At 44.4% G+C, this 22,969-nt stretch carries 18 protein-coding genes; 14 read left to right on the forward strand and 4 right to left on the reverse strand.

Features of this window, described 5'->3' with window-relative positions; all coding sequences use genetic code 11:
• Positions 1–149: 149 nt before the first annotated feature.
• From GSF04_RS10450 to GSF04_RS10495, 10 genes are all read left to right on the forward strand, one after another.
• On the forward strand, positions 150–1,034 hold the full coding sequence (locus GSF04_RS10450; protein WP_130164554.1) for a hypothetical protein: 885 nt from the start codon (positions 150–152) through the stop codon (positions 1,032–1,034).
• Positions 1,034–2,902 carry a GGDEF domain-containing protein gene (locus tag GSF04_RS10455; RefSeq protein WP_211859487.1) on the forward strand — a complete coding sequence of 623 codons (1,869 nt, stop codon included), beginning with the start codon at positions 1,034–1,036 and terminating at the stop codon, positions 2,900–2,902. Before GSF04_RS10450 ends, GSF04_RS10455 begins: the two co-directional genes overlap by 1 nt.
• 76 nt (positions 2,903–2,978) lie before the next feature.
• Positions 2,979–5,489: an ATP-dependent helicase HrpB gene (gene hrpB, locus GSF04_RS10460; RefSeq protein ID WP_211859488.1), complete on the forward strand. Its 2,511-nt coding sequence runs from the start codon at positions 2,979–2,981 to the stop codon at positions 5,487–5,489.
• A 76-nt stretch (positions 5,490–5,565) separates the two neighbouring features.
• On the forward strand, positions 5,566–6,363 hold the full coding sequence (locus GSF04_RS10465) for an MBL fold metallo-hydrolase (RefSeq protein WP_211859489.1): 798 nt from the start codon (positions 5,566–5,568) through the stop codon (positions 6,361–6,363).
• A 27-nt stretch (positions 6,364–6,390) separates the two neighbouring features.
• Positions 6,391–7,500: a hypothetical protein gene (locus tag GSF04_RS10470; RefSeq protein WP_211859490.1), complete on the forward strand. Its 1,110-nt coding sequence runs from the start codon at positions 6,391–6,393 to the stop codon at positions 7,498–7,500.
• Positions 7,501–7,674: 174 nt separating this feature from the next.
• Positions 7,675–8,931 carry an HlyD family efflux transporter periplasmic adaptor subunit gene (locus GSF04_RS10475; protein ID WP_211859491.1) on the forward strand — a complete coding sequence of 419 codons (1,257 nt, stop codon included), beginning with the start codon at positions 7,675–7,677 and terminating at the stop codon, positions 8,929–8,931.
• A gap of 11 nt (positions 8,932–8,942) precedes the next feature.
• Positions 8,943–9,665 carry an ABC transporter ATP-binding protein gene (locus GSF04_RS10480; RefSeq protein ID WP_045988311.1) on the forward strand — a complete coding sequence of 241 codons (723 nt, stop codon included), beginning with the start codon at positions 8,943–8,945 and terminating at the stop codon, positions 9,663–9,665.
• Complete coding sequence (locus GSF04_RS10485; RefSeq protein ID WP_211859492.1) at positions 9,665–12,091, forward strand: ABC transporter permease; 2,427 nt, start codon at positions 9,665–9,667, stop codon at positions 12,089–12,091. The genes GSF04_RS10480 and GSF04_RS10485 overlap by 1 nt, the downstream gene beginning before the upstream one ends.
• Before the next feature lie 40 nt (positions 12,092–12,131).
• A complete protein-coding gene (locus GSF04_RS10490) occupies positions 12,132–13,466 on the forward strand; it encodes a sigma-54 dependent transcriptional regulator (RefSeq protein ID WP_211859493.1) in 1,335 nt (444 codons plus the stop codon).
• Positions 13,459–14,730, forward strand: coding sequence for a HAMP domain-containing sensor histidine kinase (locus GSF04_RS10495; RefSeq protein ID WP_211859494.1), 1,272 nt, complete (start codon positions 13,459–13,461; stop codon positions 14,728–14,730). Before GSF04_RS10490 ends, GSF04_RS10495 begins: the two co-directional genes overlap by 8 nt.
• Positions 14,731–14,773: 43 nt before the next feature.
• Here GSF04_RS10495 and GSF04_RS10500 read toward each other — a convergent pair whose 3' ends face one another.
• Positions 14,774–16,228, reverse strand: coding sequence for a hypothetical protein (locus tag GSF04_RS10500; RefSeq protein WP_211859495.1), 1,455 nt, complete (start codon positions 16,226–16,228; stop codon positions 14,774–14,776).
• Positions 16,229–16,465: 237 nt separating this feature from the next.
• Here GSF04_RS10500 and GSF04_RS10505 point away from each other — a divergent pair, with 237 nt between their 5' ends.
• The 3 genes from GSF04_RS10505 to GSF04_RS10515 all read left to right on the forward strand — a co-directional run bounded on the left by GSF04_RS10505 (position 16,466) and on the right by GSF04_RS10515 (position 19,302).
• Positions 16,466–17,839, forward strand: a complete 1,374-nt coding sequence (locus GSF04_RS10505) for an MATE family efflux transporter (protein WP_211859496.1) — start codon at positions 16,466–16,468, stop codon at positions 17,837–17,839.
• On the forward strand, positions 17,823–18,788 hold the full coding sequence (locus tag GSF04_RS10510) for a helix-turn-helix domain-containing protein (protein WP_211859497.1): 966 nt from the start codon (positions 17,823–17,825) through the stop codon (positions 18,786–18,788). Before GSF04_RS10505 ends, GSF04_RS10510 begins: the two co-directional genes overlap by 17 nt.
• Positions 18,789–18,891: 103 nt before the next feature.
• The gene (locus tag GSF04_RS10515) at positions 18,892–19,302 is read left to right on the forward strand and encodes a GNAT family N-acetyltransferase (RefSeq protein ID WP_249122471.1); all 411 of its coding nucleotides are present in this window, start codon (positions 18,892–18,894) and stop codon (positions 19,300–19,302) included.
• On the opposite strand, the gene GSF04_RS10520 is transcribed toward GSF04_RS10515, so the two are convergent.
• Positions 19,299–19,751, reverse strand: a complete 453-nt coding sequence (locus GSF04_RS10520; protein WP_039491160.1) for a pyridoxamine 5'-phosphate oxidase family protein — start codon at positions 19,749–19,751, stop codon at positions 19,299–19,301. The genes GSF04_RS10515 and GSF04_RS10520 overlap by 4 nt on opposite strands.
• A 198-nt stretch (positions 19,752–19,949) precedes the next feature.
• Between GSF04_RS10520 and GSF04_RS10525 the strand changes: the two genes are divergently transcribed.
• Positions 19,950–21,974 carry a methyl-accepting chemotaxis protein gene (locus GSF04_RS10525; protein ID WP_211859499.1) on the forward strand — a complete coding sequence of 675 codons (2,025 nt, stop codon included), beginning with the start codon at positions 19,950–19,952 and terminating at the stop codon, positions 21,972–21,974.
• Between the two features lie 15 nt (positions 21,975–21,989).
• Here GSF04_RS10525 and GSF04_RS10530 read toward each other — a convergent pair whose 3' ends face one another.
• Positions 21,990–22,379, reverse strand: coding sequence for a YbaN family protein (locus GSF04_RS10530; RefSeq protein WP_130164541.1), 390 nt, complete (start codon positions 22,377–22,379; stop codon positions 21,990–21,992).
• On the reverse strand, positions 22,376–22,966 hold the full coding sequence (locus GSF04_RS10535; RefSeq protein ID WP_039491166.1) for a biliverdin-producing heme oxygenase: 591 nt from the start codon (positions 22,964–22,966) through the stop codon (positions 22,376–22,378). Before GSF04_RS10535 ends, GSF04_RS10530 begins: the two co-directional genes overlap by 4 nt.
• Positions 22,967–22,969 lie beyond the last annotated feature (3 nt).

Consider the following 22,969-nt stretch of genomic DNA (forward strand, 5'->3'; position numbering starts at 1 on the left):
CCTTCACTTTGTGAGTTTTAACGGTTATTTGCGGGCTGATAAATTTCAAATCCAAATTCATTAGAATATGTTGTTTAGTGGTTAACAGAGCGCGCTAAATTCAAGTATACTGAATTGAATAACTGTTAATAATAAGGCTTTACTCAACAATGAAGATGAAGTGGCTGTTTTCACTCCTTTTTATTTCCAATCTCTGTTGGGGGAGCAATCAGCTGGTTGTTGATATTATCAGTAGCGAAAATTTCAGTCAGCGTTATGAGCACTTTCTTGCTGGTCGTGACGTCTTAGACGTTGAGTCTTTCTTTCCTACCACCAAAGGTTCTCATATTGAAATCATCGAAATGGTACTATTACAGCAGGCTCTATTTCTTGGTGGTGAAACACGTAAAGTCGTATTTAATCCAAAACCATCGGTTAATATTCTAGAGTTTTCTGATCTGATCGCTGGGGAAAGCTTAATCCTTGCTCGCAGTGTTTGGCATGAAAATATCGTGGACTATCGCGGCTCATTATTTATCTCAGATCCGCTTGTTGAAGTAGGAGATTACGAAGCAGGGCTTTACGTCACCAAGCGTAACGTCGCACTGCAGCAAACGCCGCTTTCACAGCTTCGGCAGCTGAATGTTGTTTCTAACCCGCAATGGGAAGTGGATTGGCGTGCCTTGATGAATACAGACTTACACATGGTGAGTTTTATTGGCCCGTGGGAAACCATGTTGGCAATGGTAGAAAGCGATGTCGTTGACACTATGTTGATTAATTTTAGCGTGAGTGATTCTTTAACTCTAAATTTTGAAGGTAAAGAATATGTCCCAATCGAAAATATTAAGGTTGTCTTGCCAGACTCTCGGCATTTTGTCGTCAGTAAAAACCATCCTGAAGGCGTGCAAATATTTGCGGCACTCAATCGTGGGTTAAAAATACTTAAACGACGAGGCGTGCTAAAACGGGCGTTGACAGAATCTGGCTTTATCAACAAAAAAGTGGCGAATTGGCAGGTGGCTAACGCTGAAATGCTGGTGGGAGGAGACTAATGCAGCCAGCTGTGGTATCGCTTTGCATATTGGTAAGTGCGCTAATTACATTTTGTGGTTTTGCTTACGAATCATCGGAACAAATACAGCGCAATTTAAATGCGCTACAAATGTCGGCTGAACAAGATTATGACTTGTCTTTATTACCGGACATCAGAGCGCTGCGAGAACAAGCGCGTGCACAAGGTAATAAGCCGCTGCAAATCAAAGCATTACTGTTAGAAGGTAGTATAGTTCAACACTTTGGTGAGTTTGAGGATGGTTTGGACTTGCACCAACAAGCATTGCAGTTGGCCGAAGCCGATAACAATACATTTTTAAAGGCAAACACCTATCTCGCCATCGCTCACCTTGATATTGACTTAGAGAGCTATGAGTTAGCACAGCGTTATTTAGATAAAGCCTCATTGCTGGCTGAGCAAATTGATGATAATGCCCAGATAAAAGCCGATATTAGTTTATGGCAGTCGCGCTTGAATATGGATAAGGGCGCTTATCGTTTAGCGCTCAAGTCTTCTTTCGTACCAGAGATTTCAGGTATTCGACAGGAGACACTAGCGCAGTTAAAGCTGACGCGTTCGTGGGCTCATTTACAGCTCGGTGAATATTTGCCAGCTAAACAAATTCTAGATGAGTTAGACAATGCAGGTTATTTGGTTCAAAACCAAAGAATGCGGATTATGGCAGCGGTGCAGCGTGCCAGAGTCGCTTTACAAAGTGGTGATTTTGCAGTTTCAATTGATTTAGCTCAGGCAGGGCTGAGAGATACACTCGGCACACGTTTTTTACTTTTTCAATCTCAGTTGCAATGGATACTGGCTTCAGCCTATGCCCAGCTTGGAGACTATCAGCAAGCGCATCGTTATTTAAAACGCTATGCCGTTACTGAGCAGTCACTGAATTTGCAAAAGCGTAATAACAAACTTCTTAAGCTAGAAGCGCAATATTCTCTTGCGCAACAAAAGCAGGCGCTTAATGAGCTTGAGCGAGACAATGCCCAGCAGGCAAAGCAGATTATGGCGCATCAGCAACAGATAGAAAACGCAAGATTAAGTCAGCAGCGTTGGTTGTTGATAGCCTTGCTTGCATTTACTTTGTTGCTGGTTTTTTATTGGCGCTGGCAGAATCGTCGATACACTAAGCTGTTAGAGAGTCAGGTTGCGCAGCGGACCGAGGAACTGGCTGAGCGAAACAAACGTTTGCAAACTCTCAGTTTCACCGATAGCTTAACTGGGCTGAGCAATCGGCATCACTTTTTTAGCGTCATTGATGGCACCATTGAAGTATACAAACAAAGATGGAAAGCACCTGAATTGCAACAAAATACCGATCTGATTTTTGTGATTATTGATATCGATCACTTTAAAAATATCAATGATAGTTTTGGTCATGCAGCAGGAGATATCGTGCTGCAAGATTTTGCTGAAATCCTTAAGCAATGCACACGTGAGTCAGATATTATAGTGCGCTGGGGTGGAGAAGAGTTTCTGCTGGTGATGCCGGATATGGACAGGGCGGCTGCGCACGAAGTGACAGAGCGGATCCGTCGCCAAGTGGAGAGCTATCCATTTGTGGTGAACGATCAATCTATCAACTGTACTTGCTCAATCGGTTTTGCTCCATTTCCGTTTGATCCAACGCAACCAGATAAGCTTAGCTGGGAGCATGTGTTGGAGTTAGCCGACGGTGGTTTATATCTAGCGAAGGAATCTCATCGTAATGCTTGGGTTGGTGTCCACACTGGAGACGAGGAAGTGCAAAGTCCGGCAGAGCACGTGGTGCAAAACCTACGCTCATATTTACAAGCGGGCAAATTAAAAACGTGGTCAAATCTATCCGATCTTATTTATGCTTGTAATACCCGATAAGCGAATTCGGCTGTTTGGAGACATCCAGTTTAGGTGTATCATATTGAGCAAGATAGAATAATAAAGCGTTATAGTTTTGCTGCCGATTGAAGCCTTCATCCCCGAGATCATTTCCACCTTAACCAATGATAACCGTTTGGTATTACAGGCCGAACCCGGCGCAGGTAAATCGACCTTAGTGCCGCTGCGTTTACTGCAAGCTGATATTTTTTCGGGTAAAAAAATAATTATGCTTGAGCCACGTCGTGTGGCAGCAAAATCTATTGCGACCTATTTAGCCAAACAACTGGGAGAATCGGTCGGCGAGCGAGTCGGCTATCAAATTCGAAACGAGCAACGTGTTTCATCCAACACCCGCTTGGAAATCGTCACCGAAGGCGTATTGACTCGCCGTCTTCAAGCGGATCCTGAACTCAGTGATGTTGCGCTTATTATCTTCGATGAATTTCATGAGCGTTCGATTCATGCGGATTTAGCTTTAATGCTCGCGTTTGAAGTGCAACAAGCATATCGTGACGACCTCAAATTACTAGTGATGTCTGCAACGATAGACACTGAGCTATTATCGAATTATCTGGATGGCGCACCAAGGTTATCTTGCCCTGGTAAAACCTATCCTGTCGAAATTGAGTACGTCGGTAAAGCGAGTCGTTACTTGGCAGATCAGGTGTTAAGTGCGCTGCGCCATGCTTTCACTCTACAAAGCGATGGCGATGTATTGGTATTTCTCCCCGGGCAGGCTGATATTCAGCGCTGTATTGAAGCGTGCCAAGTGCTTGAACAAAGTAATATTGAGCTTCTGCCTTTGTACGGCGGATTACCCCTATCTGAACAAGAAAAGGTGCTGAGTAAAAGCGCTAGTGCATCAAGACGTGTTATTTTTGCGACCAATATTGCTGAAACCAGTTTGACTATAGCCGGGATCACTATGGTTATAGATTCTGGCCTTGAAAAACGCTTAACCTATGACGTTAAAAGCGGTCTCTCTCGGCTCGATACGGTGATGATCTCAAAGGCATCAGCAACACAACGTGCAGGGCGTGCGGGTCGTTTACAAGCGGGCCATTGTTTACGTCTTTGGCGCGAAAGTGAGCATAATAATTTAAGTGACTTTCAGCCAGAAGAAATAACCACCACTGACCTTTCTGACTTGGCGTTAGAGCTAAGCGCGTGGGGAGTGACACAATACAAGGACGCGAATTGGCTAACACCGCCACCGATGCAACATTTTTCGGTGGCCTGTCAATTGAATCAGTCGCTTGGCTTGGTCGATGCGCATAATAAAGTGTTAACTGCTGGGCAACGTGCACTACAACTAGGTGTTTCGCCTCGTCTTGCCAGCATGCTGCTGCGATGTGAGACGCTAATTTCGCAACAACTTGCTTGTTTTTTGGCGGCAATATTGAGCGAGCGCGATATTGTAGTACAAGCCAACACAAGCGATATATGTGAGCGAGTATTGGCGTTGATTGAGTTTGTGCAAGACCGTACCCGTGCCGCTAAAGCATATCGCTTACATAGAGCTGCCGTAGAGCAGGCCGTAAAATTGGCCAAATCATTTGCACACAAACTAGGAATTAGGCTCAAGAGTGAAGCAATCACCCTTGTAGATATTCAAACCTTAGTGCCTACTTTATTGCTCCATGCCTTTCCTGACAGAGCTGCACAAAAACGTCCTTTAGGGGACAACCGCTACTTGCTTGCGAATGGTCGGGGGGTGACATTACGTGACGGCGATCCGCTGCAAGGTCAGGCCTATTTGATTGTTTGTGATGTGGATGGCAAAAATAAGGATGGCTTGGTATTTCTGAGCTGCGCAATCGAAAAGGGCACATTACTTGAGCAACTGGCGCCATATTTGAGTGAGGTGGTGCAGTATCAACTGGATAGTAAAAAAGAGGCGATTCAGGGCCGGCAACAAGTTAAATATCATGCTCTGGTATTAAAAGAGCAAAACCTGAGTCAGATCCCCAAAGAAGCGTTTGCCCAATGTGTGAAGGATATTCTCACATCGGAAGGGCTTGGTTTGCTCAATTGGTCGGTAAAAAGTCACGCTTGGCTCGCTCGAGCTAAATGGTTAAGTGAGCACTTGAATACCTTCCCACAGATATCTGAGTCAAGTTTGATAGCGCAGCTTGATACTTGGTTATTGCCCTATTTGACGGGCGTAAACACTCTCAGACAACTGAAGCAACTGGATATTTTTAACCTGCTTCAAGCGACACTCACTTGGGAGCAGCAACAGCAACTCGAGGCGCAAGCACCTGAGTTTTACACTACGCCAAGCGATAAGCGAGTCGCGATCCGCTACGATGAGCACCAAGGGCCAACCGTTTCTGTGGTGTTACAAGAAATGTTTGGTCAATTGACGTCGCCAACGCTCGCCAATGGTCAAGTCGCAGTGCGATTTGAGCTGTTATCTCCAGCGAAAAGGCCAATCCAAACCACCAGCGATTTAAGCAACTTTTGGCAAACTTCTTATTTTGAGGTGGCCAAAGAAATGCGTGGTCGATATCCAAAACACAGATGGCCAGATAAACCGCTCGAGGAAAAGCCTGGCCGCTCCATAAAACCGAGAGGAAAGTAGGCTGGTGGAGCAATAGGCTTGTAAAGAAGTCATAATGGCTATAACGTGAACAGTCTAATGTAGAAAGGAGTGTGAAATGCGGTCTATTACGGGGTTCATCTTATTGGGCTTAATTGTTGCTCAGCCAACTTATAGCGGTGAGTTTGAAGTGCTTTATCAATCTGACACAGCAAAAGTCGTTAGAGATAAAAGTTATGGCACAAACATTGGGATCTTTGCAACGAACAGGGGAGTGGTGATCATTGACCCCACAGCTGAAGATGCGGATTTGCCAAAGCTCAATGATTTGATAAAGAATAGCTTTCAGACCGAGAAAAAATACCTGCTAAATACGCATAGTCATTTAGATCACACCGGTGGTAATGCTTTTTTCCAACAACAAGGTTTTACACTTGTTGAGAGCCCACAAGGGTTAAAGGAGCTTGGGGTGATAAAGCATACTCAAGCAGTCTCACATACCGCCAATGACAACATCCTCTATCACCCCACGAGCAATATTTTGTTCACCGGGGACATTTACACCACAAACTGGCATCCAACATTTTATGCTGGGGGCTTAACGGGTTTTAATAAAGCAGTCGATTTGATTTTGTCGATTGGCGATCAAAATACGCTGATTGTGCCAGGTCATGGCAAACCCACATCGAAACGTGAACTCGAACAACATAGAATTCAAACATTCGCTTTGGTTGAGCGAGTGAAGATTTTGAATCAGGCGGGTAAGTCGGTTGAGCAAATAAAGAACGATGAAAAGATTAAGCGCTTATTATCACAGTTTAATCTTGAAGGGCGACAACCTTTTCTTCCAGAGCGGGCGCTTACCCGCTTCATTGAGCGCACTATTACCGTGCTAGAGCAAGCAAACAAAGCTTAATAAAACTGCTAAAAGGCTGAGGCTGATATGCAAGCAAAAAGTGGAAAAATAGCATTATATTTTCTGTTGGCCATCCTTGTGGTGATAAGTTGGCTGCCAGAGTTTAATACCGCCATGATGACCTTTATTGATGATGCGCTACTACAGTCTTCGCTTGTCTATGCTTCAGCACGTACGGTAAATGGCGCTATTTCTTTGCTGCAATCTGCCGAGGTTGGGATTGGTGTTGCAAGCATTCAGCCTGCGCAGCTACTCGATCCTATCAATGATTTAGCTGAATACATTTCTGATGTGATGCAACTAGCCATTGGCTCTTTGTTTATCCAACGTATTCTCTACACTATTTCCACCCATATATTATTCAGTGTTGCTTTTACAGTCACCGTAATTGGATATTTCGTGTGCTGCTATCTAGGACTTTGGCAAACGGTAAGGACTAAAATATTAGCCACGATGCTACTGATCCGTTTTGTGGTTCCGTTTGTAATTCTATCGACGGGCCTCACTAGCCAACTGTTACTGGACCAAGAAATAAATAAACAAAGTGAAGTGGTGTCGAGCAGTGTTGACCTCTTTCAATCTCAAGCAACAAAGACCAGCACACAAAGTGCAAAAATAAAGGCTCAAATCGTCAGTCAAAAGCAAAGCCATAGTGAACAAATAGCGTTATTGACTAAACAACAGATCCGTCTTCATGGTGAAGCGACCGAGATTAATGCTGAAATTACCGCTTTGGAAGGTGATATTGAAGCGGTTCAAGCGAACCGAAGTTTATCCGAATGGTTAACATTTACCAAAAGTGAAGAGGCTAAGCCACTGATTGAAAAGCAACAGCGATTGGCCAGCGATAAAACAAAACTCGACACTCAAATAGCGCTTATCAATAGAGAAAAAGATCAACATCAACACGCAATTGAAAAGCTCAATGAGCAGCTTCACGGTAGCAATGAAGGGACGCTAAACCGAGCAGTTAAAGCGGTTTCTAGTGGTATTAGCGATATGCTCGACGCTGCTGAGTCACTCTTTATCGACTTCTTAAACGTGGTATCGCTTTTGGTACTGAAGTTAGTATTGATGCCGCTGTTATTTTTCTATTTGGCGAGTAAAACCTTTAAAGCAATTTGGCGAATTAAATAGGCTATCTGAACCTGTTGTTCTTTGCTGAGCGGCAGGTTTCCCATAACTGATATTACACAGTCCCAAGTTAGGGAAAGTTCATACAGGCGAATCATTTTAACTTTATAAAAATCAATAGGTTAAATTTGGCCTAAATATCGTATTACCGTATAAAAATAATAACATGGTAATTCGATGGATATTCACACTAGCCTTGCCAAAACGGCTAAAAAGCCATTTCGTCGGTGGTGGCTGTTAACAACCCTTATTTTGCTTGCTGCAATGGGCGTATGGATTGTGCCTCACGACCAGCAAATAGATGCAAAAAAGCTTAAATTTGCCACCGTTCAATCCGGACCGATACAGTTTAGTGTTAAAGGTTATGGCCGATTACGCTCAAAGATCAGTAGAGAGATCACGACCTCATTTGCAGCGCAAGTTGAAACCGTACTGCATCTTCCTGGCAGCAGGGTAGAGCCAGACACCGTTATTTTACAGTTAACCAATCCTGAGTTAACTCAGCAACTCCACCGAGAAAGACTAGTACTCGCTAGGCAAAAAGCCAATGTTGAAGCGTTAAGGCTAAGCCAAGAAAGTGAGCGACTTGTATTGAAAGGGCAAAATACTCTACTCAGCAGTGAGCTTGAAAATGCCAAATTGCGAGAGCAGGCTGAGCGCCAACTAGTCACCCAAGGCATAGTTTCAAGCTTAGATCATCAGCGCTCAATCTTAACTGTCGCTCAGTTAAGTGAGCGAGTAAAGCTCGCTCAGCAGCAGCTTAGCCAAACCAGTGCATTACATAAGCAAAGAATTGAGATTGAGCTAGAGCTATTAAAAGAATATGAGCTGAGCTATCAGGTCGCGCTTCAGGCGGTGGAGCAATTACAAGTCACTGCGGGGATCAGCGGCATGTTGCAGCAAGTACATGTCAGTCAAGGTCAAGCAATTACACGCGGGCAGGCGCTAGCCGTGGTGGGTAGTGAGCGAACTTTGGTAGCCGACTTACTGGTGCCAGAGCGAGAAGCAAGCGAGATTATCTTAGGTCAACGAGCAGTAGTAGACACCTTTGTTGGTCAGGTTGAGGGTAAGGTCAGCCGCATTGTACCCATCGTACAAGACGGGCGTATTGCGATAGAGTTGACATTGCTTGGAGAGCTGCCAAGCAATGCTCGCCCACTTTTGACTGTTGAAGGGCAAATTTTTACAGCAAAAAAGACCGCCGCACTTTCACTGATCAAGCCACCGCGTGTAACTCCACAATCTCATAGTCAATTATTCGTTTTAGATAAACAAAACAACATGCTTATCAAAAAAAGTTTTAAGTTTGGTAAACTAGCCGGCAATGCCATAGAAGTACTTGAAGGCGGTGTATCCGGTGAGCAAGTGGTGGTGTCAGAAATGTCTGACTACCAGCACCTAGAAAAAATAACAATTAAATCACTCAATCGGTAAAGGAAGAACAAATGGACAAGACAATTTTGGCATTACATCAAGTGAGCAAAGTGTTCTTTGGCGAGGATGTTGAAACTCACGCCATTAGCAACATTAACCTTGAAATTGAAAGGGGCGATTACGTTGCGATAACTGGTCCTTCAGGATCGGGAAAATCCACTCTATTGAGCATTCTTGGACTATTAGATGACATCACTTCAGGCAGCTATCGCATCCAAGATATAGAAACCAGTACGCTAGATGCAGACACGCAAGCAGAGCTGCGTAATTTGCATATCGGTTTTGTCTTTCAGTCATTTAATCTACTCGATGGGTTAACAGTATTTGATAATGTGGCTTTACCGCTTCAATATCGTGAGCCTGCGCTTGCGACTGACGAAATTGAGCGCCGTGTGATGGGCGCACTTAAGCAAGTTGAAATGTCTCACCGAGCAAAACATAAACCAAACCAACTATCTGGTGGGCAACAACAGCGAGTGGCTATTGCGCGTGCGCTTGCAGGCGAGCCAAGTATCTTATTAGTTGATGAACCAACTGGAAACCTCGATTCTAAAAATGGTGATGCGGTAATGGCCTTGCTGGGGGAGTTGAATAGGCAAGGCACAACCATTTGCATGGTGACGCACGATATTCGCTATGCAGGTTATGCCAAGCGGCAAATTCAGCTTTTAGATGGTGTACAGGTTTCATCAAGCGTTGCAAAACGCGATATTTGTACTGCGGAGGTGGTGTAATGGGGTTTTTGCAACTTCGGCGTCAACTAGGGCTGGCAATCAAAAGTTTGCTTCAAGTACCGAATTTTTGTATCACGTTAGTACTGACGTTGGCACTCGCGTTAAGCTGCTTTTTTGTCGCATTGAGTCTGTTTAGTGGCTTTTTTATTAAGCCGCTTGAGATTGAAAATGAATCACGATTTGTGGTGGTAGAACAAAAAAACGTATATCAAGATAGGGTGTCTGAAGGGCTGCAAAGCTTTCAAAATATGCTGAACTGGTATCAGACCCCCTCCATGTATGAAAAACGAGCTCTGATCAGTAGCTTTTCTGATGTGGTTGAAAATCTAGCTGGCAAGCCAAAGCTTACGCTGACTTTTGCAAGTTCGGATTATTTTAGTATGGTGAAAATGCCGCTAGCACTGGGGCGATACCTAACGCCGACGAAAAGCATTAGCCAGAAAAATCCAGAGGTCATTATTTCCTATCAACTTTGGCAACAATACTTCAATGGTGATGACAATGTGCTTGGGGAGAGTCTGCGGATTGTTGGCAGACTGTACACCATCGTCGGTGTTGCTGCACGTACGCATGGTGATCCTTACTTTTTAAGTGAAGGAAATGGGGCGCTGTGGCTTAGTTTCTCTGAAGATGAGCGATTTTTTGGTGATCAGCGCGGCGAGTATCATCCGTGGAGTAGCAGACTAAACAACTTGAAGTTACTGGCGATATTACCAGTCAATAGTGGTCAGGATATCCTCGCAGAGCAGCTATATCAAAATGCTCAACTGCACCAAAGCGAATGGAAATCGGCTGACGAAGCGTTACTTGATATTGAACCTATAGTACGTTCGTACCGTGACGTAGAACTGGCGGGACATGACAAGCTTGCCATTATCGTGTTGTTGAGTGTGTCATGCTTGGTACTCATCGCAATTTTTAATGTGAGTAATTTGTTTATCTCTCGAGCTCACACCATCCAACAGCAACTGGCCTTACAAGCTATGCTCGGTGCGAAGCGTAAGTTGTTGTTTCGTGGCATTTTGCTAGAAGCGCTGTTATTGGTGTCAGGCGCTGTGCTGGTGGGGTTATTTATCGCCGCGTGGGAGCTGAGGTTAGTTAAATCGCTCACCAGTGGCTATTTGCCGCTGATTGACACTTTAACCTTAGATACCACAGTGCTGCTCAGTGCTATCCTAACCGCACTGTTATTGGCTTTATTGTTTGCGTTTGTCACCTCACGCATGATTGATTTTAGCCAACTAAAACAAAGCATGCAGTCGTCAGGTAAGGGCAGCGTAAAAGCGGTACGCATAGCGACGACAAAAACACTGGTTGCGGTACAGCTGTTTTTTACCACAGTGCTGGTACTTGGGGCGACCTTAGTGCTATGTAAAAGCGCCGATACCTTGCTTAGACCGCTCGGAACAAAGTTGGACAATATGTATAGCGTGATGCTACATATTCCTGCAGATCCCACTCCATTTCCCGCGCGTTACGCCAATATTGAAGGATTCAAACTTGCGTTGGCTAACATTCCAGGCGTGTTAGGCGTCGCCCATGGAGAAAGTCCATTACAAAGCGATGTCCCTGTGGTTGCTATGCAAGATATGGCGGGTGAATGGACACCGAGCATGGTTAGAGGTAACGTTGGGTCGGATTATTTTGCATTAACTGGGCTTGAGCTCGTTGCCGGACGCACTTTTAGCGAAGCTGCAATTCGAGGCGAAAAGGAAGAGGCTATTGTTTCTTGGGCTGCGGCACAGGCGTTAAAACCAGATGGTGATGTGATTGGTGAAACGTATTTTATTTTTAACCCAGATGTACCTGCTGAAATCGTAGGTATTTCAAAAAACTTCAATCACCCTAAACGTCATCATGAACTTCAAGGTAAAACCGTTTGGCTACCCGCGCTGCCTTTGGGATATCCATTTATGATAGAAATGGAACCGGGAGCATCACTTACTCGCGCTCAGATCCAAAATGCCATCAGCACCGTGAATGGTCAGGCGGGAATATGGCGTTTTTCAAACTTAACAAAGACATATCAGAGCATTACCTATTTGGAGCGCCTGACTTTACTGCTAAGCTTTGCGCTTTGTGGTTTTTGTTTGTTGTTATCTGGGGTGGGCATTTACGGTGTGCTTAACTATAGCTTTCAACAAAGACGCTACGAGTTTGGGATGCGAATGGCACTTGGTGCCAAACGACACCGCTTATATCGGTTGTTATTGTCAGATACGATCGCACCTATGCTAGTGGCGATGTTGGCTGCCATTATGGTTGTTGCGGGATTTTATATAAGTGTTTCGTCAGATTGGCTGTTGGCAAAATCCAGCTGGTTGTTTGTAGTGATTGTTACCATGTTGGCTTTTGCGTTAGCCACGGCGATTTACCCAATGAGACAGTTAATAAATTCGACACCAATGCGAGCATTAAAACATTAAAGTTTGGGCGTAAGCCCAAACAGAATATAAGTAGGAAGTGATGACGCCAGTTTTAATCATCGACGACAACCCTGACGTGCGAATGTCAGCCACCATAGTGCTACAAAGTCATGGTTTTATGAGTCTTGAAGCCGCACACCCTGATGAAGCTAAAGCTATTTTATCGGAGCAGCCCGTTGCGCTTATTTTGCTTGATATGAACTTCAATAGAGATACAACCTCAGGAAAAGAAGGGCTGCAATTTCTTAGTTGGTTGAGACAAGCGCAAATAAGTGTGCCTGTGGTTGTTATTACCGCGTGGGCCAAGGTTGAACTTGCGGTCCAAGCAATGCAGTTGGGCGCATGTGACCTCATTGAAAAACCTTGGCAAAACCAGCGACTGCTGAACACCGTTAGACGCTACACCAAAAGTGCTGAAGCACTATCGTCATCACATGAACCACACGCAGACAATAACGCAACCACTCAGTTATTTCAGCAAGCTCAGCGCGTTGCAAAAACCAATGCCAACGTGCTTATTCTGGGAGAAAATGGCTGCGGAAAAAGTCAGTTGGCTAAATATATTCATGAGAAGAGCGGTCGCTCTGAGCACGCTTTTGTGAGCGTGAATATGGCCGCTATTCCAACGGAATTATTTGAAAGTGAGTTATTTGGCCATTGCAAAGGCGCATTCACCGATGCAAAAGCAAGCCGTACTGGACGGTTTGAAATGGCTGAAAATGGCACTTTGTTTTTAGATGAAATCGGCAGCTTGCCGCTGCCACTTCAGGGCAAGCTATTACGCGTGCTCGAAACGGGTGAATATGAAGTTGTGGGAGATTCTGAAACGCGCCGCAGTAATGCGCGGATCGTGTCTGCCACTAATACGGATTTGTCAGAAGCGATTAACGCTGGGCAGTTTCGTCAGGACTTACTTTATCGCTTAAATACGGTGGTGCTAAAGGTACCGCCACTGAGAGCGAGATTAGCAGAGCTCCCAAGCTTAGCAGCCCATTTTTTAGCAAAGCACACTAGGCGCCATGGTAATGATACCGGGCGGGAGCGCACGCTAACTGCAGAGGCGCTAGACAAATTATTGAGTTACAGCTGGCCTGGTAATATTCGTGAGCTATCTCATGTCATTGAACGAGCAGTGATCTTAGGGCTTCAGCCTGAGATAACTGCGGATGATATTGAGCTTGAGGAAGGTGTACCAGAGCAAGAGATCCCACTTTTGAGCCTTGAAGAAGCCGAAAAACGCATGATTGCAAGAGCGATCCGCCATTTTGATGGCAATGTAGTGGCCGCTGGAGAGTTTTTGGGCTTGAGTAAATCTGCAATTTATCGACGCCTAGAAAAGCATGATATTAGCCCAAAGGCAGAGCTTGATGGCTAAGCTGACATCACTTGAGCACAAGTTACTGGTGGGCTTTGCGATACCTATAATTACACTTGCTATGCTCGCGCTTGGGATGATCTACTATTTTAAGCTTACGCTGTTAAGTGCAATCACTTTGTTGCTCGGTGTGATGCTCCCCTCTGTATTCGCACTGAGTTACGGCTATCGGGCAGTAATGCAGGTGCTTGAAAATTTGGCTGTCCAATTGGACGGTGTGACCAATGAAGAGTTTGGTGTATGGCAGTTAGCGCAATACCGCAAGGGTCGGGTTGAATTGCTCAAGGCCGAGCTCAAAGAAGCTGCCAAGCGATTACAGCAAAAGCGTCAAGAATATGGTCAGAATGAAGCTTTTGTATTTAATTTTATTAGCGAACTCACCCTGCCAATAGTGGTAATTGATGCGCATCATCATGTGTATTTTGCCAATCATGCCATGAATACCGTGTATCCAGAGCAGGTGGTACACGGTGCACATGTGAAAGCACTGGGGCTTCAGTATGTGGATGAACAATGGCAGCATACGCAGCACATCTCTCGATTTAGCATTGCGGCTCATAAACTATATCGGGGGCAGCGAGCCTATCAATTATTGGTGTTTTTCTCGGTGGAGCAAGCGCTGCGAGATAATGAAAAGCAGGTATGGCAAAAGCTACTATCGGTACTCAATCATGAGGTGCGAAACACCTTAACTCCGGTCTACTCAATGGCGCAATCTCTACAACAAGATGGCAATATCATTTCACCTGAGATGCAGCAAACTATGCTCGGGGTAATAGAAAACCGTGCCGCACATTTACAGCAATTTGTTGCAAACTACGCACAAGTAGCGCAGCTTCCACCCGTTGATATGCAAAGCATTGAGGTAGAGTTGCTGGTATCGCGCTGGCAAGCTTTATTTCCTGGTGTTGAGATAAAGGCGCTTAATAAAGGCTTGGTTTATTGTGATGAAGCTCAGCTAACGCAGGCTATGATCAACCTTGTCAATAATGCTGAGCAAGCAAATCAATCTGCGGGGAATGATGGTATTACGCTAACCCTAGATAAACCAAAAAATTGGCGCTTTACCCTAGAAGATAACGGCGCTGGTATCGCCAATCCAGATAACCTTTTTGTACCATTTTATTCCACTAAACCAAATGGCTCGGGTATCGGCTTGGTGTTGAGCAGAGAGCTTATTCGTAATCAGCAAGGGGAGTTGCATTTAGCGAATTTACCGGACAATAAAGGGGCTCAAGCTGTGGTTACTTTGCTTTCGCGTTAATAATAAGTGGTGATAACTTGGTCGTTATCACCACTTGGCAGGTCTAATCGTTGAGTGTTTTTTTAATGAACAAACCCGCCATAGAGATATCAGTAGAATGTGTCATGGGCGCATTCTCAAGTCCCACAGCGCTTAACACGCCATTTTGAATGGTTAAATCTTGGAAACTGGCGGAACGTGCTGTGCTAGTGGTTTCAAAAGCAATATCGGCTAGGTTTTCAAGGTTGATTTTCCCAATAAACGCCTTGCTATGTTCAACCCAGCTATTTGTGTCCACTTGTACACCACCAGTGTGGCCGTACACAAATAATGTACCGTTGCTGATCTTTAGTCCACGTAGCACGTCTTCTTTATCTAAGTCATACCAATAACGCTCGGCAGCCTTTTCACTATGGTAAACTTTTACTAAGCCAATATCCCATTCGCTTGAATATCTTGTTTTACCCGTTTTGCTGCGGCGTGCCGATACACCAACAAATACACTGTCTTGATGTACTTGAACATCCTCAACTAACGATGAGTCAGTATCACTGATAAATTGTTCATTGAGTTGTTCGCCGTCTACATTAAAGGTTTTTACAATCATGTGCATCGCACTTTGCTCTGTGTTATCGGGTATCGCATGGTTGGTCGAAAATTTATGATTGTAGGCAGGAATTGCATCAGTACTAATATTTTGCACTGTGTATAAAAATCCATTCTCAGAGAGCGCCATTTCAATTGCTTCAGAAGCGCGCGAACTGTTAGCCCAGTAACGAATATCGATCAGCTTTTGCCACTTAAGTTGGAGGTTTACGTCGTATTTCGCAATCTTTTGACCTCCGTTGTTATAACTGACGTACAAGTTGTTGTCATGGCAGGAGAATTTTACATTGTTAAAGCGCCACCATGTAATGCTAGTTTGCGTGTATGGAATTTCACTCAATGGATTGTCTGTCGGAATGATAGTGAATGGCTTTTTAAGCCAAGCACTCCTATCAGCTGGGATATCATATTTAACATCCATTGATAACGCCTTCATTTCAGCATTTTGTAGCAAAGTACCAGAGCCATCGTAGCGTTCAAGTTGTACACTGAACTGATCAGTATCTTCACGTTTAAATCGGCCTATGACGTATTCTCCTGAGTCAAAAACACAGGCATCAACAAATCCTTCTTGCGTTTGTTCATATTGATAAGTTTGACCATCTAGGTTCGTGATCGCATAAAAACCTTCTTTATTACCTAGCTCTTCAACACTTGATGTTTCTCCGAGCACTAATAGTTTGTTGTCTTTTAAGTTGAAGACGCGCTCCAAAGTTGTGGTGTAACCCAAGTCGCTCGAGTAGACATGATTGTTTTGGTCCAGTGCCGTGATATTGAGTTTGTTTTCTGTGGGAGTGGGTGGTGGCGTGACCGTTTTGGGTGGTGGTGCTTGGTCTTGTGAGTCAGTTGAAGAGCCACCGCAACCAGTTAGTAGGGTAATAGTTGCAACTGCAATAGTTAATCCTAAACGCATAGTAAAATCCTTTCAAAAGTGAATCAAAGAAGTAGAGGTTACAAAATATACTAACTTAGGAACAAAATAGAGTTGTAAAAGAATGTTATCTTAGCGGGATTTTTTGTTATGCCAGTTTTTGTGCGTCAATTTCATCAACTTCGCAATATTTGAATATTTATCTTTGTTTGGAATTTGTAACCTCTCCAGATAAGTAGTTTTACCTTGCCATGTTATGGCAACTGAGGATTAGTTTACATGAAAGATAAAAATCAATTAGGACTCGTGCAGCTCGCTGAGATGCCCATATTAGCGCTGTTTATTCGAACCTGTATTCCCATTTGTATCGGTTTACTCGTTGTGGGTTTATATGCCTTGGTCGACGGCTGGTTTATTAGTCGCTATGTGTCAGAGATGGCATTTGGCGCGGTGGCTATGGTTTACCCGCTGCAGGTGTTAATGATAGCGCTAACCGCTATGATATCTGCAGGCATGGCGGCCACTATGACAAGGTTAATCGGAGCAAAGCAAGTAGATAAAGCCGCGGAGGTTATCGGCCATGGACTGATAATTGGCGGTATAGTTAGCGTGGTATTCTTGGTACTTGGTTGGCTTTATCCACTTGAGCTCTTATCACTTTTGCAAGTGGAAGCGGTTTTTGTAAAGGATGCGCTTAGCTACATACAGCCGTTATATCTTTGTGCCATTACTGGAGTTTTATTACCTATTGTGGCTGATATGTTCCGTGGTCAGGGTAAACCGCAGTTGATGATGCTGTTGTTATTAGTCTCAGCTGTGCTCAATATACTACTTGATTATCTATTTATCGCGCAATTTGGTTTGGGGGTTGCAGGTGCGGCATATGCGACAATCGCAGCGCAATTGGGGGCATTGATTATTGCGCTTCAGCTCAAAAGAAAGCGTAGTGACTTGCTTGCGGTTAAGGTGTGTTGGAAACCTCGTGCTTGGCTACCGATCCTCGCAATCGGTATGCCTATCTTGATCACGCAATTTTGCCTTGGCGTGCAAACTGCGGTGGTTAACTGGCAGCTGTTGACTTTTGCAAACGAAAATTGGGTAGTCGCCCACGGCATGCTGGGACGTATTATTAATTTCGCAATTCTACCTGCGATTGCAATGTTGATCGCATTTCAAACTATCGTCGGCTATAACTTAGCGGCAGGACATAGTGGGCGAGTAAAAGCGTGTACGCGTGTTGCTTTTTTAGGTATGACAGGATTTGCGCTGTTATTGACGCTAGGGTTGATGGGATTGCCGAGGCTATGGCTGAGCCTGTTTACCGAAGCGAGTGAATTTCTCGAAATAGGAGAGCGCGTTTTTCGCTCAGCACTTTGGGGGATGCCGCTGTTTGGTGTGGTAATTTTAGCGTCTGGATTTTATCAAGCGAAAGGTGATGCCAAACGCGCTTGTTTTTACAGTGCCTTGAAGGTGATGTTTATTCTAGTTCCATTAATTGTTATTGCGCCACACTATTTTGGCTTAAATGGTGTATTTATGGCGCTTGTGGGGGCTGACTTTATAGCGGCAGGGTTAACACTGATACTGTGCTGGCGACACTATCAACAAGCTAAGAGCCAACCGGGAGAGATACAGCTTGCATCAATCAACTGAGCAAAAGTTAAGCGCTGAAGAGATATATTTAGGGCGGTTACAACCTGTCATTGAATGGGTGCATAGCAATCCAAGTTCGCCGCTTTCGTTACAGCAAGCGGCGAAACTTAGCCATTTTTCTAAGTTTCATTTCCAGCGCATTTTTGCAGCTGTGATTGGTGAGTCTTTGAGTCATTACACTAATCGCGTGAGGTTAGAACGCGCGGCCAATATGCTGTTGCTAGCCGAAGCGTACAGTGTGACAGATATTGCGCTACAGTTTGGTTTTTCTGGTAGCGCAAACTTTTCGCGAGCGTTTAAAGAGCACTTTGGTGTGACTCCATCAAGTGTGCGAAAAACAGAACAACTAAGGAAGCTGGTGGCAAAAAATAACATTGAGCCGGCCTTTAACACGACACAACTTACCCGGATACACGCATTAAGAGCTGAGCGACACAGTGTTATTCAGCCGGTTAAACTACACTCTATTTCACAGCTACCCTTATGTACATTACGCGCGTCACAAGGCTACCAATTGCAAGGAATTAGCGCCTGTTGGCAGCAGCTTGCAGCGTGGGCTAGTGCACATGGACTGGATTATAGCCAAGTACAAAAGTTTGGTTTTGGTCATGATAATCCCGTTTTTACGCCACTAGATAAAGCGCGTTACGATGGCGCAATTGTGATTAACGATGAATTAAAATCTGCGGTGACTCGGCCATATCAACTCAATGTGCTCAGTGCCGGAATATACGCAATTTTTGACTACCGTGGAGCAATTAAAGACTTGTTGAGTTTCCAATTAGATATTTTTGCAAAGTGGCTGCCACAAAGCGGGTACGAGCCGGAAGATGCGCCCTTAATAGAACATTATCCTGAAGTAATTTCACAAGAAAATGGAGGCTCGCCAAGTGAAAAGGTGATTGCGCTGGAAATTTGGTTAAAGGTCAAGCCGCTAAAATTCAAATAAAATTAAATTGTTAAAATACTTTATTGGTGTTTTTTTTAAACTTCACAATTCGCCCACAAACTTTAAGCATGATCAACCGTACACCAAGCGGGAGATTAGAAAAGTGGTTGAACTAGAGTTAATTCGAGTTGATAAATACAGCGAGCAGACTTTTACACATTTGCTAAAAGCGAGCCATTATCAAAAGCAAGTGGGCTCGTTTGAACTGTGTAGCGCAACCAATATCGCTTATCTTTTTTATGCAGATGGTAAGCTGGTTGGCTTTACCGTAATTGGTATTTCAAACCGCCGAGAGTTTGAAGTCTGCGCGCTTTATATAACCCCTACCGAGCGCAGAAAGCGTTATGCCACTGAGTTTATGGCACACATTTGGTCGGTATACAAAGGTCGTTGGAAAGTACGTATGCAAGATAAGATTGAAAGTTCGTGCGGGTTCTGGCGCAAAACCTTGGCTGACATGACCAATCAATCGCTTGGACGAGAAAGCGAGTTTGAACACGCTTTTGCTGTTTAGTACCATTCCTGTTTTTCTAGCCAAAATGCACGGCCAAAACCGCCTACATATCGAACCCTAGCCACTTCAATTCGCCATAGGTGAAAGTCACCGAGCATGGCATATTGCTGAGCTTTTTCGTGCTTTATTACGAATTGTGCAATCAGGCTTTCGCTATCCGCTCTTGGTAGTTTGTGTGCATGCCCAAGAATAGTAACTCGCGCATTTTCAACATCTTCAACCGCACCATCACCGAGCACCATAAACGAAAGTGCCGGGTGCTTGGCTAAATTCTTGGTGTGCTGGGCGATATCACTAATAAAGAAGTAAAAGTGATTATCTTCAAGAAAAACATATTGAGCGATAGAAGAAAACGGAAAACCCTTTTGATTGTTAGAGAAGGTAGATAAAAATGCGCTCTTATGGCTTTGGCATAAGGCCTTTGCTTCGTTGATTGCGGTTTCTCTCATCTTGTTATGCTCTTAAATAATAAAAGACCTAACCGCAATGATCGCTAAAACTAAAAATAAAATCAAAAACTAAGTAAGCAAAACCGCAAATTTGAAGCTACCTTTTTAAAAGGTATGTTGGTAATTTTTAGAGTATTTACTTGGTTTTTTATCCCATTTGTAACATAGTTTGTTTACTCAAAATAGAGCAATGACATTATGCTAAGTAAACTAACAATAAAACAAAAAATTACTTTAGGCTTTAGTGCATTAGGCGTGCTGCTGTTACTTGCGTGCGTGCTTGCCTATCTAGCATTGGCGCAAATAAAGTCAGCTAATCAAAATATGGGGCAAGTCACTTTACCTATTCAGCGCAGTGCTGACGCCTTGCAACTTGAGCAGCTTAAGCTCAGCAAATTGATTTCCCAAGCTTATACCCTCGAAAGCGAGCAAGATATTAATCGGGCTCGACAGCAATTTACCTCACAGCAGCAACTGTATGTTGAGCGCCAGCAGCACTTAACGTCATTGACGCAAGCCATGCCTGAATTTGTCACACCATTAAAGCAAACTCTGGCGCTGGGTGAGCAGCTCAGTCGTGCCGCAGAACAAATGTTGCAGGCTAAGGCAGACGTTGTACAGGCGCAGCAACGGATCCAATCTCAATATCAAGCACTTAAACAGGATAAAGAACAGGCCAGCAATGCCATGCTGGATCTTGAGTTAATCGAGACAGACAAAACACGGCAGTTGGAAGAAATGGTTGGGACCGGCGTTCGTATTGACGACATGTTGTTTACCTTGGAAAACAACAGTCAGCGGATCAGCGGGTTAACGCTAGAGCAAGTTGATCAGCATCAGCAAGACATGCTGTTTTTGTTAGATAATATTGAAAACAACTTAACGTTTTTGAAGCGCCAAGCCTATGGTATGGATGCAGATGATTTGTTAAATCAGTTTAGTGAGGGTATGACTAAGCTCAGAGAAAAGCTGGGTGAGCCAGGTCATCTTTATGTTGCGGTACAAGAGAAACTGCGTCAGCAGCAGCAAGCTGCAATGTTATATAAGCAGTCAGAGCAACATGCGTTTGCCATTTTAACCGAGCTTGAGAAAATGCAGCAAAGCGCCAATGCGGCGTTTAATCGTTCTCAAAATAATGCTGAAACCCTTATCGAGCGGGCGCAAAATACCGCCATCTTATTGGTGATTGTCTTTATTGCTTTAGGTGCGTTTATCTCGGTTTCAACCAGCCGGGCAATGCTTGGGCCGTTGGCTGCGGTGAATAAAATGCTTAAATATCTTGCTGCTGGAGACTTTTCGAAGCAAATGAGTAAGCGCAGTGATGATGAATTTGGTCAGTTAATTGATAATATCAATCAGGTTAAAGACAATCTCCGTGCTTTGCTAGAGTCAATCAATAGTCAGGTTCATGAGTTAGAAGGGCTATCGGAGTCATCATTAAGCGAAAGTAAACAAATAGCCAATAATGCGACTGAGCAAATGCGCCGCATGGATAATGCCAATCGCTTAGCACAAAGTATTTCAGCCAGTGCTTTGGCGGTTTCCGAACGCTCGTCAGATAGCCTCGCGAGCATCCATACCGCTAACCAGCATAAAACCGAGGTCAGTAAATACACACAAGACAATAAAGAACATATTCTATCGCTCAGCACGCGCATGAGTGAAGCGGTAGAGAGCATGACCAAGTTGACCACACATAGCGAGAATATCGGCAGTATCTTGGATACCATTGTTTCTATCGCTGAGCAAACCAATCTGTTGGCGCTAAACGCAGCAATTGAGGCAGCCCGTGCTGGTGAGCAGGGAAGAGGGTTTGCTGTGGTCGCCGATGAGGTTAGAACGCTTGCGTCAAGGACGCAAGAGTCGACTAATGAAATTAACCAAATGATCGCAGCACTGAGACAGGATACACATACCGCCTCTGAGGCCATTAATTCCGGCCAACGTGATGTTGCCTCATGTGTTAAACAAAGTGAGGCGCTTGCCAGTGCTATGGATGAAATTGCCAACGCTATTTTACAGGTTACGCAGTTGAGTGAAGAAGTCAGCCAAGCCGCTGATCACCAAGCGACGGATTGTCAGCAAATTGAGCAGGTGATGCTAGATGCACAAAGTACCGCAAACGACAACGCTCAGGCGATGCAAAGCTTGGCGAAAGGCAGCGAGTCGCTCAGTAGCTTCTCGCATCGTCTAGCAACACTGGTTGAGCGTTTTAAATTGTAAAAATGTAAATTGGTATTACACACGCTTTGATGGTCTGGAATAAATATAAGACATCACTGCAATCTTTATACTGCCAACTACACAGGCCAACCAAGCCGCTGGTGAGAGCAAAATAAGTAAAGCATAACTTGCAGCCATGCCCACTGTTGCCATAATTTTGGCCTTAAGCGGAATAACCTTATATTGTTTCCATTGCGTTAATGAAGTGCCAAACCTTGGGTGATTTAGCAGCCACAAGGCAAGCTTAGGAGAAGCTTTTGAAAAGCACGCCAAAGCCAGAATAAAAAACACAGTGGTTGGCATGACGGGCAAAACAATACCAATAACACCGAGGGCTACAAATAGGTATCCGCATAGCAGTAGGGCTATTTTTTTATAGTTGGCTAAGGCGGCTTTAAACATCATGAATAAACGTGTGCCTGAAATGCTTGGAAACGGGTGAATGCCTGACGAGCACCTTCAATTAGCGCCTGTTCTTGTTGTTCGCTCAATTCAATAGCGTCTATGATTTGCACAAGCTCTCGCCAAGCGCTGCCGCGACCAGCTCCTGGGCCTGCTAAATATCGAGCGCCGTGCTGCGCATCAAAATTGAGTTTGGCCCCAACTTGTTTACCCAACATGGCCGCACCTACCTTTGAGCCCTCAACCACATACAGCCAGCCGAGCGCTTTGGCGACGTCGGTATGATTGGTTACTTCTGGCATTAAGTAGGGAGTAGGGATGGTGGTTCCAAGGTCGATAAAGTCTTGTTCAAGCAAACCTAAGCGGCGGCGCGCGGCCAAATCAGGAATAAGCGCCGACAACTCTGGGTGTTCATAAAGAGCGCTCACATCTTTTAAAAAATAAAACTGTAGTCTTAAGAAATCGAGATAGCTTTGTGTATTGGCGAATGGGTCTTGCGCCATAATGGATTTGTCTACATTGTCGTGGGTATCTGCAGTTGCATGTTTTAAGTTTTGCGCTCGAGAAAGTGCAGAGGTAACGGTAGTCATTGA

The sequence above is a fragment of the Pseudoalteromonas sp. A22 genome, from assembly GCF_018141345.1.
Classification (GTDB): Bacteria; Pseudomonadota; Gammaproteobacteria; order Enterobacterales; family Alteromonadaceae; genus Pseudoalteromonas; species Pseudoalteromonas maricaloris.

Bases quoted from the DNA above. Each gene is read 5' to 3' on its own strand.
- GSF04_RS10525 (WP_211859499.1), top strand. From the start codon at position 19,950: ATGCTAAGTAAACTAACAATAAAACAAAAAATTACTTTAGGCTTTAGT.
- GSF04_RS10485 (WP_211859492.1), top strand. From the start codon at position 9,665: ATGGGGTTTTTGCAACTTCGGCGTCAACTAGGGCTGGCAATCAAAAGT.
- GSF04_RS10535 (WP_039491166.1), bottom strand. From the start codon at position 22,966: ATGACTACCGTTACCTCTGCACTTTCTCGAGCGCAAAACTTAAAACAT.
- GSF04_RS10470 (WP_211859490.1), top strand. From the start codon at position 6,391: ATGCAAGCAAAAAGTGGAAAAATAGCATTATATTTTCTGTTGGCCATC.
- GSF04_RS10495 (WP_211859494.1), top strand. From the start codon at position 13,459: ATGGCTAAGCTGACATCACTTGAGCACAAGTTACTGGTGGGCTTTGCG.
- GSF04_RS10520 (WP_039491160.1), bottom strand. From the start codon at position 19,751: ATGAGAGAAACCGCAATCAACGAAGCAAAGGCCTTATGCCAAAGCCAT.
- GSF04_RS10490 (WP_211859493.1), top strand. From the start codon at position 12,132: ATGACGCCAGTTTTAATCATCGACGACAACCCTGACGTGCGAATGTCA.
- GSF04_RS10480 (WP_045988311.1), top strand. From the start codon at position 8,943: ATGGACAAGACAATTTTGGCATTACATCAAGTGAGCAAAGTGTTCTTT.
- GSF04_RS10500 (WP_211859495.1), bottom strand. From the start codon at position 16,228: ATGCGTTTAGGATTAACTATTGCAGTTGCAACTATTACCCTACTAACT.
- GSF04_RS10505 (WP_211859496.1), top strand. From the start codon at position 16,466: ATGAAAGATAAAAATCAATTAGGACTCGTGCAGCTCGCTGAGATGCCC.
- GSF04_RS10530 (WP_130164541.1), bottom strand. From the start codon at position 22,379: ATGATGTTTAAAGCCGCCTTAGCCAACTATAAAAAAATAGCCCTACTG.
- GSF04_RS10455 (WP_211859487.1), top strand. From the start codon at position 1,034: ATGCAGCCAGCTGTGGTATCGCTTTGCATATTGGTAAGTGCGCTAATT.
- GSF04_RS10465 (WP_211859489.1), top strand. From the start codon at position 5,566: ATGCGGTCTATTACGGGGTTCATCTTATTGGGCTTAATTGTTGCTCAG.
- GSF04_RS10475 (WP_211859491.1), top strand. From the start codon at position 7,675: ATGGATATTCACACTAGCCTTGCCAAAACGGCTAAAAAGCCATTTCGT.
- GSF04_RS10450 (WP_130164554.1), top strand. From the start codon at position 150: ATGAAGATGAAGTGGCTGTTTTCACTCCTTTTTATTTCCAATCTCTGT.